At 72.7% G+C, this 14661-nt stretch carries 10 protein-coding genes; 3 read left to right on the forward strand and 7 right to left on the reverse strand.

The window, feature by feature from the left end:
• The first annotated feature begins 203 nt into the window (after positions 1 to 203).
• Entirely contained in the window at positions 204 to 2153 is a 1950-nt protein-coding gene (locus tag IW256_RS30860) for an RNA polymerase sigma factor (RefSeq protein WP_197014302.1), read from the forward strand.
• 3 nt (positions 2154 to 2156) lie between these two features.
• Here the strand turns inward: IW256_RS30860 and IW256_RS30865 are convergent, their stop codons facing one another.
• Positions 2157 to 2933, reverse strand: coding sequence for a MerR family transcriptional regulator (locus IW256_RS30865; protein ID WP_197014303.1), 777 nt, complete (start codon positions 2931 to 2933; stop codon positions 2157 to 2159).
• An 88-nt stretch (positions 2934 to 3021) separates the two neighbouring features.
• Between IW256_RS30865 and IW256_RS30870 the strand changes: the two genes are divergently transcribed.
• Positions 3022 to 4020, forward strand: a complete 999-nt coding sequence (locus tag IW256_RS30870) for an adenylate/guanylate cyclase domain-containing protein (protein ID WP_197014304.1) — start codon at positions 3022 to 3024, stop codon at positions 4018 to 4020.
• A 21-nt stretch (positions 4021 to 4041) separates the two neighbouring features.
• Here IW256_RS30870 and IW256_RS30875 read toward each other — a convergent pair whose 3' ends face one another.
• The 6 genes from IW256_RS30875 to IW256_RS42890 all read right to left on the reverse strand — a co-directional run bounded on the left by IW256_RS30875 (position 4042) and on the right by IW256_RS42890 (position 13997).
• Positions 4042 to 4572: a DinB family protein gene (locus IW256_RS30875; RefSeq protein ID WP_197014305.1), complete on the reverse strand. Its 531-nt coding sequence runs from the start codon at positions 4570 to 4572 to the stop codon at positions 4042 to 4044.
• A 142-nt stretch (positions 4573 to 4714) separates the two neighbouring features.
• Positions 4715 to 5782 (reverse strand): alpha/beta hydrolase, encoded by a 1068-nt coding sequence (locus IW256_RS30880; RefSeq protein ID WP_420535429.1) that lies wholly within the window; start codon positions 5780 to 5782, stop codon positions 4715 to 4717.
• 300 nt (positions 5783 to 6082) lie between these two features.
• Complete coding sequence (locus IW256_RS42425) at positions 6083 to 6931, reverse strand: hypothetical protein (RefSeq protein ID WP_269217959.1); 849 nt, start codon at positions 6929 to 6931, stop codon at positions 6083 to 6085.
• A gap of 3257 nt (positions 6932 to 10188) precedes the next feature.
• Complete coding sequence (locus IW256_RS30895) at positions 10189 to 11859, reverse strand: hypothetical protein (protein WP_197014306.1); 1671 nt, start codon at positions 11857 to 11859, stop codon at positions 10189 to 10191.
• 327 nt (positions 11860 to 12186) lie between these two features.
• The gene (locus tag IW256_RS30900) at positions 12187 to 12849 is read right to left on the reverse strand and encodes a response regulator (RefSeq protein WP_197014307.1); all 663 of its coding nucleotides are present in this window, start codon (positions 12847 to 12849) and stop codon (positions 12187 to 12189) included.
• A complete protein-coding gene (locus tag IW256_RS42890) occupies positions 12837 to 13997 on the reverse strand; it encodes a sensor histidine kinase (protein WP_197014308.1) in 1161 nt (386 codons plus the stop codon). The genes IW256_RS30900 and IW256_RS42890 overlap by 13 nt, the downstream gene beginning before the upstream one ends.
• A 160-nt stretch (positions 13998 to 14157) precedes the next feature.
• Here IW256_RS42890 and IW256_RS30910 point away from each other — a divergent pair, with 160 nt between their 5' ends.
• Positions 14158 to 14577, forward strand: coding sequence for a DUF6069 family protein (locus IW256_RS30910; RefSeq protein ID WP_197014309.1), 420 nt, complete (start codon positions 14158 to 14160; stop codon positions 14575 to 14577).
• The last annotated feature ends 84 nt before the right edge of the window (positions 14578 to 14661 follow it).

Here is a 14661-nt window from a genome sequence, read left to right on the forward strand (position 1 = left end):
CGCCCCTAGCATGTGACCGACTGGTCACGCTAATGTTCGGACGAATGCGTTGCGCTTGGCGAGTGTCACCCCAGCGTCACCTTCATCGTCATTTCCCGGGATCAAGTGGTGCGGATGGGGCGTACGGGTGTATGCAGGTTGAGCCGAATACCCAGACGGCCCCGCGAGGGCGGGTCTCCCACGTGCCGGTGCCGGGAGCGCATATGCCCAGGTGGTCATCCTTCAACGCCGCGGCCGACCGCCGGTTGGTCCACAGGCTCAACGAAGGCGACGACGGCGCTCTGACCGCTCTCTACGATGCTTACGCTGAGCGACTGTACGATTACGTCCTGTCCATGTCGGGGCAGTACAAGACCGCCGCGGACATCGTCCACGACACCTTCATCGACGCCTGCCGCCGCGCGCCGCGAATGCGCGACCACCTGCGGCTGCGTTCCTGGCTGTACGGGGCGGCCCGGCGCCGTTGCGTCCAGCGGGGCCGGAACAGGGTCCTGTACTGGGAGCCGGACGTCGATTTCAGTGACGCGCCGCTGCTGGACCGTCCCGCCGGTGAGCCGCCGCGGGCCGAGGGGGGCGGCAGGCCGTCCCGTTCGCTGCCGCGGGTCCTGCGGGCGGCGGCCCCGGGCGCGCCCGCCCGCAGGCGGCCCGGGACGGCGACGGCCGGCGCGGCACCGGCGGCACCGGCCGGCGGCGGGCCAGGCGCGACGTCGGCGGACGATCTGCCGCCGTCCGCCGAGCTGCGCAGGCTGCTGGAGGCGTCCCTCGGCAGGCTGGACGCCGGCGACCAGGAGGCGCTGCTGCTCGCCGTCCGGCACGGGCTGCTCCCCGCGGAGATCGGCATCGTGCTGGGCATCTCCTCCCGGCGGGCCGCGGCCCGGGTGGCGAGGTCCCGTATCGCCCTGGAGGACGCCTACGCGACCGAGCTGCTGCTGGCGGCCGAGCATTGCGCCGCGGACCGCCGCCAGTCCGACACCGACACCGACACCCCCGGCGACCGCGACACCGACCGCGACACCGGCCCCGCCACCGCCGCCCCCGTGGACGGCGTGGTCGGGCAGGCGGCCGCCAAGAAGCCCACCGCGCCGCGCGACGAGTCTCCGGCGGACGCGGACGCGGACGCGGACGCGGCCACGGGAGGCGCGGCGGGGCGTTCACCGCGCGCGTTCGAGGACGGTCCGCGCGGCGCCCGTGCCGTACCGGCCGCCCGGTCCCGCCGGTCGTCGGGCCCGGCCCGCTGGGTCGTGTGCAGGCTCCGCCGGGACGGCCAGGACCCGGCCGCCACGCGGGACACCGTCGAACGCGCCACCGTACGTCCGCCGGACCACGAGTGCGCCGACTGCGAGCGCCGTTCCGGGGTGTACGCCGCCGCGCTGCTGGCGCTGGCGCCCTCGCCCGTCCTCCCCGCGGCCCTGCGGCATCGGGTGACGCACACCGCGACCGACCCCGAGCTGGCCGGTTACCGGGCCGACATCGCCGCGCGGGGCGGCGGCCTGACGCCCGAGGGCCTGCCCATCCAGCCGGACATGCCGTCCCCGTTCACCAAGCGCTGGCTGTTCGCGGGCGGCGGCATGGTCGGGGCCCTGGTCACCGCGATGCTCGCGGCGCTGCTGATGGGTCCCGGGCTGGGCAGCCCGACGATCTACTGGCCGCCGTTCCACACCCGGCCCCAGCCGTCGATCACCCAGCAGGCCCCATCGAAGCCGGACGCCGGTCGGGGACACGAATCGGCCCGCCCGCCGCAGGCGTCCCCGCCGGTGGCGGAGGGGGGCGGCGCGGGCCGCCCGTCCGGGCCCCAGCAGGACGAACGGCGGCCCTCTCCTCCCGCCTCGTCGCCCCCGGCCTCCCCGATGCCGCCGCCGTCGGGCCAGCTGGCGGTCGTACCGGCGAAGGTCGAGCTGTACGGGACCAAGACCGCGAACGTGAAGCTGACCGCGGAGGACGGGCCGGTCACCTGGAACGCCGTGTCCTCCTCCGCGCGGGTCTCGGTCTCCCACCCGCGGGGCGATCTCGCCAAGGGCCGCACGCTCGACGTGTCGATCACGTTGAGCGGGGCCCTCCTCACCGTGCCGGGCGAGGCCACGGTCACCTTCATCGACTCGGAGACCGGCGACACCCGCGAGGTCGAGGTCGTCTGGGGCGCCTCGCTGTTCTGACGGTCAGCGCCGGGCGCCGGCGTCGTCCACGGTCACGGCGGCGGCCATGTGGTCGCGGATCTGCTCCAGCTGCGCGCCGAGGGCGACCTGGACCCTGCTCTCCATGGCCCGCGCGATGAACGGGTCGACGACCATCTTCACCAGCGGGCGCATCCGCCGTACCATCGCCGCGGCCTCGGCGACGTCCTCACCACCCTCGTCCTCCAGGCGCTGGAAGACGTGCTCGCGGACGAGGTCGACGAACCGCCCGGCGATCACGTCGCAGTCGTCGCGGATCTGCTCGGCGATGTCCAGGACCGAATCCACGGGAATCCCGGCCGCGACCAGCTCGGCGCCCACGTGCAGCAGCCGGGGGCTCGGCACGCGGAAGTGGTCGCCCTCCGGTTCGATCAGTCCCAGCTCCATCGTGCGCGCCAGGCGGCGCTCGACCTCCGCCGGCTCCAGGTCGCCGCCGAAGGTGGCCATCAGCTCCTCCAGCGTGGCGGTCCCCGGGATCTCGTCCGACCACGGGTCGGTGAGGACCTTCTCCAGCCCCAGGACCTCGCCGACGTCCTTGCCGGTCTCCCAGGCCGACAGCAGGTCCTTGATGATCGCGAAGGTGTAGCCGCGGGCGAGCAGCTTGCCGATCAGGCGCAGCCGGGCCAGGTGGGAGTCGTCGTAGATGCCGACCCGGCCCTCCAGGCGGGGCGGCGGCAGCAGGCCCCGGTCCTGGTAGGCCCTGATGTTACGGACGGTGCTCCCCGCTGTCCGGGCCAGCTCGTCGATTCGGTACTCGGCCATCCCCGCCCGCCGGTCTCGCGTTTCCCTTGACCGCCTTGATCTTACTCGTCACCATTGTTACATCGACTGATGACAAATAGAGGTGGCCATGGCGGGTCCCCAGGAGGCCCAGGATATCGAGGAGGCCCTGCTCGGCGGGCCGTTGCGGTACACCCGCAAGCAGGTCGAGGAACGCTCCGGGATCCCGGACGAGGACGCCCGGCGGATCTGGCAGGCGCTCGGCTTCCCGGCCCCGCCCGACGACGAGGTCGCGTTCACCGACGGTGACGTGGCCGCGCTCCTGGAGATCAGGGACCTCCTCGGCCACGACCTGGTGGACGAGGACATGGTGCTGCGCCTGTCCCGGGCGGTCGGGCAGACGATGGGACGCCTCGCCAGCTGGCTGGGCGACGTCTGGCTGCAGAAGCTCAGCGAACGGCTCCCGCCGGACGAGCCCATGACCGAGGAGGCCGTCGTCGCCGCGCTGGCGGCCACCGAGGAACTGCGGCCGGCCTTCGAGCGGCTGCTCATGCACGGCTGGCGCCGCCAGCTGGCCGCCGCCGGGATGCGCGCCGCCGGCTCCACCGCGGGCGCGACCGCCGACCCGGCCGCGGGCGTCGCCCGGCTCGCCGTCGGGTTCGCCGACATCGTCTCGTTCACCCGCAGGAGCCGGAGCATGGAGGGCGCCGCCCTCGCCGAGTTCGTGGAACGCTTCGAGTCGACGACCACCGACATCGTCGCCGCCCAGGGCGGGCGCGTGGTCAAGACCCTCGGCGACGAGGTGCTGTTCGTCGCCGAGGAGCCCACCGCCGCCGCCGAGATCGGCCTGGAAGTGGCGGGGCGGTGCGAGGAGGATCCCGACTTCCCCCAGGTCCGGGTGGGCCTGGCGTACGGGGAGGTCATCCTGCGGCTGGGCGACGTCTTCGGCACCCCCGTCAACATGGCCGCCCGCCTCACCGCCACCGCCTACCCCGGGACGGTCCTCATCGACTCCGACCTCGCCGGCGCGCTGCCCCACGGCGCGTACGCCCCGTCCTCACTGCGTCCGCGTGCCCTCCAAGGGCTGGGACGGGTGCGCCTGTACCGGCTCCGGCACCGTCGCGGGTGAGAGGGCGGCACGGCCTTCCGCTCAGGCGTCCCGCACTCCGTACAGGTGGCGGATCAGGCCGATCTCGGCGACGTTCTTCGTCAGCTCGATGTTGAGCCAGCCCGCCACGTCCCCCAGCGTCATCTCCTGCCCCCACGGCAGGGTGCGGGTGCGCTCGGTGGAGTCGAGGTCGGCGTCGGTCAGCTCCGCCAGCCGCGCCCGCCACTCCTCGTGCAGGCCCCGCAGCCATCCGGCGGCGGCATCGGCGGTGCCCGGCCAGGTGATCTCCTCCCGTTCGGGCGCCCCGGTGCCGAAGCAGTGCCCGAGCGTGGTCGTCCACCAGTAGCCGATGTGCCAGGTCACCCACCCGATCGTGAGCGCCGGGACGGGGTCGGGCTCGGGCACCTCCCAGTCGGCCACCCAGCGTCCGCGCTCGTCGGGCCGGACGGTCCAGCACACCGCCGCCGGCTCCCAGAGGCAGGCCGCGTCGTCGATGTCCTTCAGGTGGTACTCGAACAGCGCCCAGGCGATGTCGAGCTGGCGGGTCAGCAGATCTACGCGCGCTACGGTCACCCGCGCACCCTGGCAGCCCCTCCAGCCGCCACGCCACCCAATTTTCGCGGCCCGCGTCCGCCCGCGTCCGCCCGCGTCGGCCCGCGTCGGCCCGCGTCGGCGCGTGTCGCGTGTCAGCGTGGGCGTACGCGCACGCCCGCGCTCAGGAGCCGCCGCGCATCTTGTTCAGCACGCTGCTCGCCATCTCCTGGACGGTACGGCGCTCAGCACGCGGACGTTCGCCTGCGGGCTCGGGCTCACCGGCGTGCAGCGTGTCGCGCAGGGTGGTGGTGGCCAGTTCCATGGCCGTCTGGGTGGCATGGGTGTCGCGGAGCAGGTCGACCATCGCGAAGTCGTGCACGATCCCGGCCAGCCGCAGCGCGGTGACCTCGACCCTGGCCTCGCGGAGCTTGGCCGCGTACGCCTCGCCCTCGTCCCGCAGGACGTCGGCCTCACCGGTGAGGATCAGCGCGGGCGGCAGCCCGCGAAGCTGCCCCGCACTCGCACGCAGCGGCGCCGCGTAGACCTCCGTACGCTGCGCGGGGTCGGAGGTGTACTGGTCCCAGAACCACTTCATCCCGTCCCGGTTGAGGTAGTAGCCCGTCGCGAACTGGTGGTAGGACTCGGTGTCGAAGTTCGCGTCGGTGACGGGATAGAACAGCACCTGGCACGCCAGGCGCACGTCGCCGCGCTCCTTGGCCATGATCGCGAGCACCGCGGCCATGTTCCCGCCGACCGAGTCGCCGCACACCGCCATGCGCGAGGCGTCCAGGTCGTACTCGGCGCCGTGCTCCATCACCCACCGCGCGGCCGTGTAGTTCTGCTCGATCGCGGTCGGGTACCTGGCCTCCGGCGACCTGTCGTACTCGGGGAACACCAGCGCCGCGTGCGAGCGGACGGCCAGTTCACGGCACAGCCGGTCGTGCGTGTGCGCCGACCCGAACACCCATCCGGCCCCGTGGATGTAGAAGATGACCGGCAGCGTCCCGGTCACGCCCTTGGGCCTGATGATCCGTACGGGAACGCCCCCGGTCGGGCCGCCCTCGACGTCGATCCACTCCTCGTCGACCGCCGGCTTGGGCACGGTGTGATCGGACTGCAGGTCCTCCAGCACCTGCCGTCCCCGCTCGGGAGGCAGCTCGTAGATGAACGGGGGCTGCGAGTTCGCGTCGGCGAAGTCCTGCGCCGCCTTCTCCAGTACGACCCGATGCCTGGTCACGGTGTTGCCCACGGGTATTCCTTCCTGGACGCGCGAGAGCGGACGCCCTCGGGACGACCGGCGATCCTGGTGATGCCGAGGGGAACGCCGATACCACTGGTCCGTCTGATATCTACCCGAATGGGTGTTTCATACCCGGGTGTCGTGCCAGGATCCGGCAAACGAACCCGTCCCCCGCATGAACCGTCCATGACCCGTACCAGGGCCCGGAACGAGTCGGCGGGGCGGCGCAGATGCGCCGCCCCGCCTGTCACCGGTCGTCACTTCCGGGATCGGCCCCGAGACCGCCGAGACGGTCAGGGGACCGTCCGGCTACGGCGTGAAGTCGGTGAACACCGTGCAGTTGCCGGGCCAGGCCGGGTTACCGCCGGTACCGGGCGTCGGAGTGACCGTGCAGCTCGTCTGCCTGGTCACCGGGACCCCGTTGTTGGTACCCCGCACGGTGACGTGCAGGTCGTTGCCCATGACGGCGAGGGAGATGTCGGTGGCCCCGCCGTTCGGGAACCCGGTCAGGCCGGAGATGTCGTTCCACGTCCCGAGTTCCGGGTCGAAGATGATGACATCGCCGTTGGGCTGGACCTGACCGATGAACTTGTTGTTGCCCTGGAAGGCGGTGTCGAGGCCGACACCCTCCTGCTCAGGCCCGGTCGGCCCGGTCGGACCCGTGGGACCGGTCGGACCCGTGGGACCGGTCGGACCCGTGGGGCCGGTCGCCCCAGTCCCACCGCCAGGACCCGTGGGGCCGGTGGGGCCGGTCGGACCGGTCGCCCCAGTCCCACCGCCAGGACCCGTGGGGCCGGTGGCGCCGGAGGGCCCGGTCGGGCCCGTGGGGCCAGTCGGCCCAGTCGGGCAACGGTGCTTGCACTTCTTCTTGTGGCAGTCCCAGTCCCAGGGCTTGCAGTCGTGGTCCCTGCAGTCCCGGTCCCAGGGCGGGCAGTCGTCGTGCCCACGGGAGCCGCGCACCTTCTCCCCGTCGCGCTTGTGGGAGACGCGCACCTTGTCGTCGTCGCGGGCGCCGGGGCCGCGCACCTTGTCGCCGCGCCTCTCGCCGTTCTGCGCGGCCTTGTCGTCCATCTTGCCGACGTGAGTGTCGATGATCCGCTCGATGGCCGACCAGTTGTCCGCCTCCGGCGACGTGGTCGCCTGGGCCGGATAAGACATCAGCGAGAGCCCGACGGCCGTCGCTGCCACTACCAGCCAGGAGCGCCTCTTGCTGCGCGAGCCCCTGACCCATCCGCGATTTCTCAATGTGCTTCCTCGTGCTCGATGAACCCGCCGAAGCAGGGTCTGGTGGGAAACGCCGCGATGGCGGCAGTACATGGCTACCCGGCTGCGTCTTTGGTCACCGCATACGGCGTTACATGATCAAGTAAGAAAGGGCATGGACGGCCGGACAAGTTGTCCACCATTTCGGAATCCGCGTCCGGACATCCAGCCCCATCACCATGATTCCAGGACGTTCAACTCGCGCCACAGAACAGGATTCGTCATTTTCGCCCACCGACCGGCACACCACTCACCCAGGGGGCGGATCGCCCGAACCAGCGACGCAGCACCATCACCCCATACCTCCCAAGCATGATCATCTGCACTTTGATGCTCAATTCCCGGAGGCTCCGGAGACAAAAAGCGACAGGGCGGCGCAGAAGCGCCGCCCTGTCCCCGACATCACTTATCGTCTCGACTCCGAAGCCGCGAACGCGACCACGGCGTCACCCGACGCGCCTTACGGCTGCGGCGGCGTGAAGTCGGTGTACGCAGTGCAGTTTCCAGGCCAAGCCGGGTTACCACCGGTGCCAGGAGTCGGTTGAATCACGCATGTGGTCTGACGGACGATCTCGTTGCCCACGCCGTCAGTACCGCGAACGGTCACATGCAGGTTGTTGCCCTCCACCGCCAGGGACACGAGCGTGGCCCCGCCGGCGGGGTAACCCGTCAGCCCGGAAATGTTGTTCCAGGTCGAGAGGCTCGGGTCCCAGACCACGGTGCTCCCGTCGGACCTGACGACACCGATGTACTTCAGGCCGTTGTGGAACGCCGTGTCGACGCCGAGTCCCCCGGCCGGCCCCGAAGGACCAGTGGGCCCGGTAGCGCCCGCGTCACCCTGCGGGCCGGTGGGACCGGTGTCACCTTGCGGGCCAGTGGCGCCCGCGTCACCCTGAGGCCCGGTGGGACCGGTGTCACCTTGCGGGCCAGTGGCGCCCGCGTCACCCTGAGGCCCGGTGGGACCGGTGTCACCTTGGGGACCGGTAGCGCCCGCGTCACCCTGAGGGCCGGTCGGGCCGGTGTCACCTTGGGGACCGGTAGCGCCCGCGTCACCCTGAGGGCCGGTCGGGCCGGTGTCACCTTGGGGACCGGTAGCGCCCGCGTCACCCTGAGGCCCGGTGGGACCGGTGTCACCTTGCGGCCCGGTAGCGCCCGCGTCACCCTGAGGCCCGGTCGGGCCGGTGTCACCCTGCGGGCCAGTCGCACCCGCGTCACCCTGAGGCCCGGTGGGACCGGTGTCACCCTGCGGACCCGTCGCACCCGCGTCACCCTGAGGCCCGGTGGGACCGGTGTCACCCTGCGGACCCGTCGCGCCCGCATCACCCTGAGGCCCGGTCGGACCGGTGTCACCCTGCGGACCCGTCGGACCTTGGTCACCCTCATCGCCCTCAGGCCCAGTCGGACCAGTCGGGCCCTGGTCACCTTGCGGACCCGTCGCGCCCTGGTCACCCTGAGGCCCGGTCGGACCGGTGTCACCCTGCGGACCCGTCGGACCTTGGTCACCCTCATCGCCCTCAGGCCCAGTCGGACCAGTCGGGCCCTGGTCACCTTGCGGACCCGTCGCGCCCTGGTCACCCTGCGGGCCGGTCGGGCCGGTGTCACCCTGCGGACCGGTCGCGCCCGCATCACCCTGCGGACCCGTCGGGCCAGTGTCACCCTGCGGACCCGTCGGGCCGGTGTCACCATCATCGCCCTGCGGACCCGTGGGACCGGTGGCACCCGGGTCACCCTCATCACCCTGCGGCCCGGTCGGGCCAGTGTCACCCTCGTCACCCTGCGGCCCGGTCGGGCCAGTGTCACCCTGCGGACCCGTCGGGCCGGTGTCACCATCATCGCCCTGCGGGCCGGTCGGGCCGGTGTCACCCTCCGGACCGGTAGCGCCCGCATCACCCTGCGGACCCGTCGGGCCGGTGTCACCATCATCGCCCTGCGGACCCGTGGGACCGGTGGCACCCGGGTCACCCTCATCACCCTGCGGCCCGGTCGGGCCGGTGTCACCCTGCGGACCGGTAGCGCCCGCATCACCCTGCGGACCCGTCGGGCCGGTGTCACCATCATCGCCCTGCGGACCCGTGGGACCGGTGGCACCCGGGTCACCCTCATCACCCTGCGGCCCGGTCGGGCCAGTGTCACCCTGCGGACCCGTCGCGCCCGCATCACCCTGCGGACCCGTCGGGCCGGTGTCACCCTCGTCACCCTGCGGGCCAGTGGGACCGGTGTCACCCTGCGGACCCGTCGCGCCCGCATCACCCTGCGGACCCGTCGGGCCGGTGTCACCATCATCGCCCTGCGGACCCGTGGGACCGGTGGCGCCCGGGTCACCCTCGTCGCCCTGCGGACCCGTGGGGCCGGTGGGACCGGTGGCGCCCGCGTCACCCTCGTCACCCTGCGGGCCGGTGGCGCCCGTCGGGCCCGTCGCGCCTGCGACGCCTTGGGGCCCGGTCGCGCCGGTCGCTCCCGGCTCGCCCTGCGGACCCGTCGGGCCCGTCGGGCCCGTCTCACCCTCGCCCTCGGGGCCGGTCGGGCCCGTCGGGCCCGTCGGTCCGGTGGGGCCCTTCTTGGGGTGGTGGTGGCAGGGGAAGGGCCACCAGGGCGGGCAGTCGTCGTGGCGGAACCGCTTCTCGAACCGGCCGTCCCGGACCGCCTTCTGGAATCTGGGGTTCTGGATGACCTCCTGGAGCTTGCCGTTCCGGAGGTCCCGCTCGAACTTCTTGAGCTCCTTGTCACTGATCCCCTGAACGGCCATGGGGCTTTCCAGGGTGCGCGGGGTGTTCGCGAGGGCCGGGTACGACGACGTCAGGGTGAGGCCACCGGCCGTCACCGCCGCCACCAGCCAGGGGCGTTGTCTGATGCCCGGGCGCATGGCCCATTTTCTGCCGCGATTTCTCAATGTGCTTCCTCGTGGCTAGGCGAAACCGGCCGAAGCCGGGTCCTTCGGGAAACGCCGCGATGGCGGCAGGCCGTGGATACCCAGGCCAAACCTTGGATAGCGCATAGGAGACGGCATGATCATGCAAGAAAGCGCGAGAACGGATCGCCCTTTGCCTGCCATGCCGGAATGCAGTTTCGGGCACGGCGCGACATCCCGGCCGGTACGCGGTATTAGCACCTTCCGGATATCGGCGACCCGTGGACGCTTATCCCGGTCACTCTCATCGGGTCCGGCGCCAGGCGGCCCAGGCGCCGGTGTCCGTCCAGTTGATCTGGGTGAGCCGGAAGTTCCGCGGGGCCGCGGGCCAGCTCTTCCTGGCCGGCTGGTCGGGACGCCAGGGAACGACCACCAATGTCACGCGAGAGGGCAGTGTGGCCGCATTGAACCGATCGATCGGCACCAGGTGGTTGTGTGCCTGAAAGGCTTGGGACACCCAAATTCGCCATGGCATGTCGCGATAGTCGATGGCCACCACGTCATTCGCGGTCAGCCGGGCCGGGGCGAGGCTGGTGGCGACTTGCAGGCGATTTCCCCAGTAGCGGATGATGCGTTCCGAAACGGCGACCACGATGATCAGGTTCGCGGCGATGATCGCTGCGCCGAGCGCGGGGCCGACCCTGCGGTGCTTGAGGAAGAGCAGGGCCGCGAGTCCGGGCAGGACGGCCAGCGTCGCCCATCCCACCTTGAGCCCGTTCCAGCTCCAGGTCATGACGCTCATCTCGGGGAAGTCGAACACCCCGAAGAAGTCGGTGGAGAGCCGGCCGCCCGCGTACACCCGGACGATGACGCCGCTGACCACGGCCAGGGCCGCGGCGGCGCCGACGGCGCGGAGCAGGAGCGGACGCGAGGCCCGCATCGCGACGGCGCCGCCGGCCAGGAAGAGGACCGGTGCCAGGCAGGCCAGGTACCTGCCGTAGGCGAAGTTGGCGACCGTTCCCTCGTCGGGCACCGCGGCGGAGGTCGCCAGCGCGATGCCCGCCGTCGCCGCCAAGGCGACGCAGGCGGTCACCCGTGTCGCCACGGGCACGCCGCCGCGGGCCGCCACGACACCGGCGGCCACCAGGCCGACGCCCGCGATCCCCCAGGTGGAGACGATGAGGTACCAGACCTTGCCGGTGACCAGGCCCAGGGTCCAGCCCCAGCCGTCAAGGGTCGTCAGCCGCTCGAAGAGCCAGTCGCCGAGGGGCATGGCCCCGCCCGGGTAGATCTCCGAACGCACCCAGGCGTTCAAAAGCCATCCGGCGCCCATGCCTCCGGCGAGGACGCCGGTCGAGATGACGAGGTCGCGCCTGGTCGTCCAGCGCCGCACCAGTACGGCCACGAGAAGGCCGGCGTGGACCACGACGATGATCATTCCGCGGGTGTGGACGCTGGCGGAGTACGCGGCGAGAGCGGCGGCGGCGACTCCCCAGTCCTGACCGTCCCGGGATATCCAGGAGTGAACGCACAGCAGCCATCCGAGGACGATGACCGGGAATATCGCGTCGGTCAGCACGAATTGCCCGTAATACATGACCGAGGGCAGGAACCCGGTCACCATCGCCACCAGATAGGCGCGTACGGGAGGCACGTCGAGACGGCGCAGCGCCACATAGGCGAGCGCGAACACCGACGATCCCGCGAGCGCGTTGATGGCGAGGACGATCTGGTAGACCGTGGCCGGGTTCTCGCTGATGTGGTACGCGAGGGAGACCAGCAGGGGGTATCCGCCCTGGTAGAGCGCGCGTCCCGACAGGTCGCTGGACTCGCCGCCGGCGAGCAGGCGGCCCGCCAGGAGGTAGCCGGACTCGTCCGGAATGAGAATGGGTACCCGGTGATTCGCGATGAACGGCAGGCGGACCGCCAGCTGCAGGACCCATCCGGCCACGAACAGCACCGGCCACCAGGGCACCGTACGCGCCTTTTCGGGTGATCCCGGAGAAAGGCGTTCTGGTGCTTTCGTGCTCCCGACCACACTCATCGTGCCGTCACCCCCGAAGGCGCACAGGACCGGTCCACACGCCCTCATCCCCGTCTGTTCTCCACCCCGGCCCGGCCGATTAGGAACGGTAGCCGAACGGTATTGACCTCGGCGATCGTGCGGCTTGGCGTGTTTGCCGACAAACCATTCCGGGCGGCATCGAACTTCCACGCGCTTTGAGAAAAGGAGGGGCCGTCTTTGGGGTCGGCGACGCGGGCGGCGGTGCCGTGCCGGGCGCGGAAAGGTGGCGGCGCTCGGTCAGACGAGGTCGGCGTCGTGGACGAGCAGGGCGATCTGGGTGCGGTTGTCCAGGCCGAGCTTGCCGAGGACGCTGGAGACGTGCGCCTTGACCGTGGCCACCCCCATGAAGAGTTCCGCGGCGATCTCGGCGTTGGACCGGCCGCGCGCCACGGCCACCGCCACGTCGTGCTCGCGGGGGCTGAGGACGGCCAGCGCGTCGCGGGCCCGCTGGTAGGCGTCGGCCTGGCCGGCGGCGCGGTCCATCAGCCGCCGGGTGACGCGCGGCGACAGGATCGGGTCGCCGGCGGCGACCTGGCGGACGGCCTCCACGATCTTGGGTGGCGGGGTGTCCTTGAGGAGGAAGCCGGCGGCGCCGGCGCGCAGCGCGCGCAGGATGTCCTCGTCGGCGTCGAACGTGGTCAGCACGATCACCTCAGGTGGGTTCCGCCGGGCCCGCAGCCTGCGGGTGGCGGTGATGCCGTCCACCCGCGGCATCCGGAGGTCCATGAGGACGACGTCGGGGGCGTGGGCGTCGGCGGCGGCGGGCACCTCGTCGCCGTCGGCGGCCTCCCCCACCACGGTGATCCCGTGGATGCCGTCCAGCATCATCGCCAGGCCCGCGCGGACGAGGGCGTCGTCGTCCACCAGCAGGACGCGCAGGGGGCGGTTCACGCCGGCCATGGTAGCCACGCGCGCAGCCGGAACTCGCCGGCGGCCGTCTCGTGGTCGAGCCGACCGCCGGCCAGGTGCACCCGTTCGGTCAGCCCGACCAGGCCGGTGCCGGAACCGGGCGCGGCCGGTTCCGGTGCGCCCTCGCGCAGCGGGTTGCGGACGTCGATCACGAGCCTCTCGCCGGGCCGTCCCTCCAGCGTCACCCGGACGGGACGGCCCGCGGCGTGCTTGCGGGCGTTCGTCAGCGCCTCCTGGACGACGCGGTAGGCGGTCCGGCCCGCGGCGGCGGGCAGGGCGGCGGGTTCGACGACCGCGTCGCGCACCTCGACGCGCCCGCCGGCGTCGCGGGTCTCGTCGATCAGCCGGGGGACGTCGGCCAGGACGGGCTGTGGCCGCCCGCCCTCGCCGTACCCGTCCTCGTCGCGCAGGATGTTGATCACTTCGCGGAGTTCGTCGAGGGCCTGGTGGGCCCCGGCGCGGACCACACCGGCGGCGCGGGCGAGCCGTTCGGGCGGGGCGTCGGGGCGGTACTCCAGCGCCCCCGCGTACGTGGCGAGCAGGGACAGCCGGTGGGCCAGCACGTCGTGCATCTCCCTGGCCATCCGGGTCCGTTCGAGCATCCGGGCCTCGGCGATCCGGCGCCCCTGCTCGGCCTCGGCGCGGCGGGCCCGCTCGCGCAGCGAGGCGACGAGCGCGCGCTGCGCCCGGGCCACCGCGCCCCAGCCGGCCACCGCGCCGTACCCGGCCGTGATCAGGAGCAGCCACCAGCCGAACGAGATCCCGCCGGGGGGCCGCGCCAGGCCCTGGACGGCGTGCGCGGCGATCCCCGCCGCCACCACCGCGAGCACGGTCCGGAACCCGCGCCGCTCGGCGACCCACAGCGCGCCCAGCGTGGCGAGCGGGGTCGCGGCCGGTGACAGCGCCGCCAGGACGGCGAGTCCCAGCGCTCCGGCGACGGGCCACCGCCGCAGGGCGGGCAGGAGGGCGAGCCCCACGATGCCGCCCGCGAGGTCGAGCCACAGCGGCCCACGGCCGGTGGCGTAGCGGCCCCAGACCGTCACCGCGGCCAGGAGGCCCACCCCGGCGATCGCGGCCGCGTCGGCCACGGCCCGCCGCCGCCGGGCGTGCTCCGGCCCGCACTCATCGTCGCTGTTCACGGGGCGAGGCTAACCCGGGCCCGGCGGCGGGCGGCACCTACCAAAGTCGGTGTCCGCCCCGCCCGCGGGCGGACCGGGCACCGCCCCGCGCCCGATGCGGGAACCGCCCCGCGGGCCCGACGCTGAGGGCTCCAACCGTCCCACTCACCGAGGAGCACCCATGAACGAGACGACCACCCCTTCCCTGACCGGGCGCGGCCGTGCCGCGCGGCGGGCGCTGACGGTGGCCGGGGCCGCGGCGGCGGCCCTCGCCCTCTGGGCCCTGGCCGGGCCGGCCGCCGGGATCGACCTGACCGTCGGGTCCGGCGGAACGGCCCGTACGGTCGGGGCGGGCGCGGTCATCACGTCCGCCCTGGTCGCAGGGCTGGCGGCGTGGGCACTGCTGGCGTCGATGGAACGGTTCCTGCGGGCGCCGGCCCGGGTCTGGACGACGATCGCGGCCGTGGTGCTCGTGCTGTCGCTGGCCGGGCCGTTCACCGCCGGTGCCGGGACGGCCGGGACCCTCGTGCTCGGGGGCCTGCACCTGCTGGTGGGCGCGGTGCTCATCCCCGGCCTGGCGCTCACGGCGCGCGGCGCGTGACGCCCGCGCCCGCCGGGCTTCCGGAGGGGGCGGCGGGCGCCGAAAGGGCACCTGAAGGGGATCGTAAGGAGGACGGGGCATCGT

Source organism: Actinomadura viridis (assembly GCF_015751755.1).
Taxonomy (GTDB): Bacteria; Actinomycetota; Actinomycetes; order Streptosporangiales; family Streptosporangiaceae; genus Spirillospora; species Spirillospora viridis.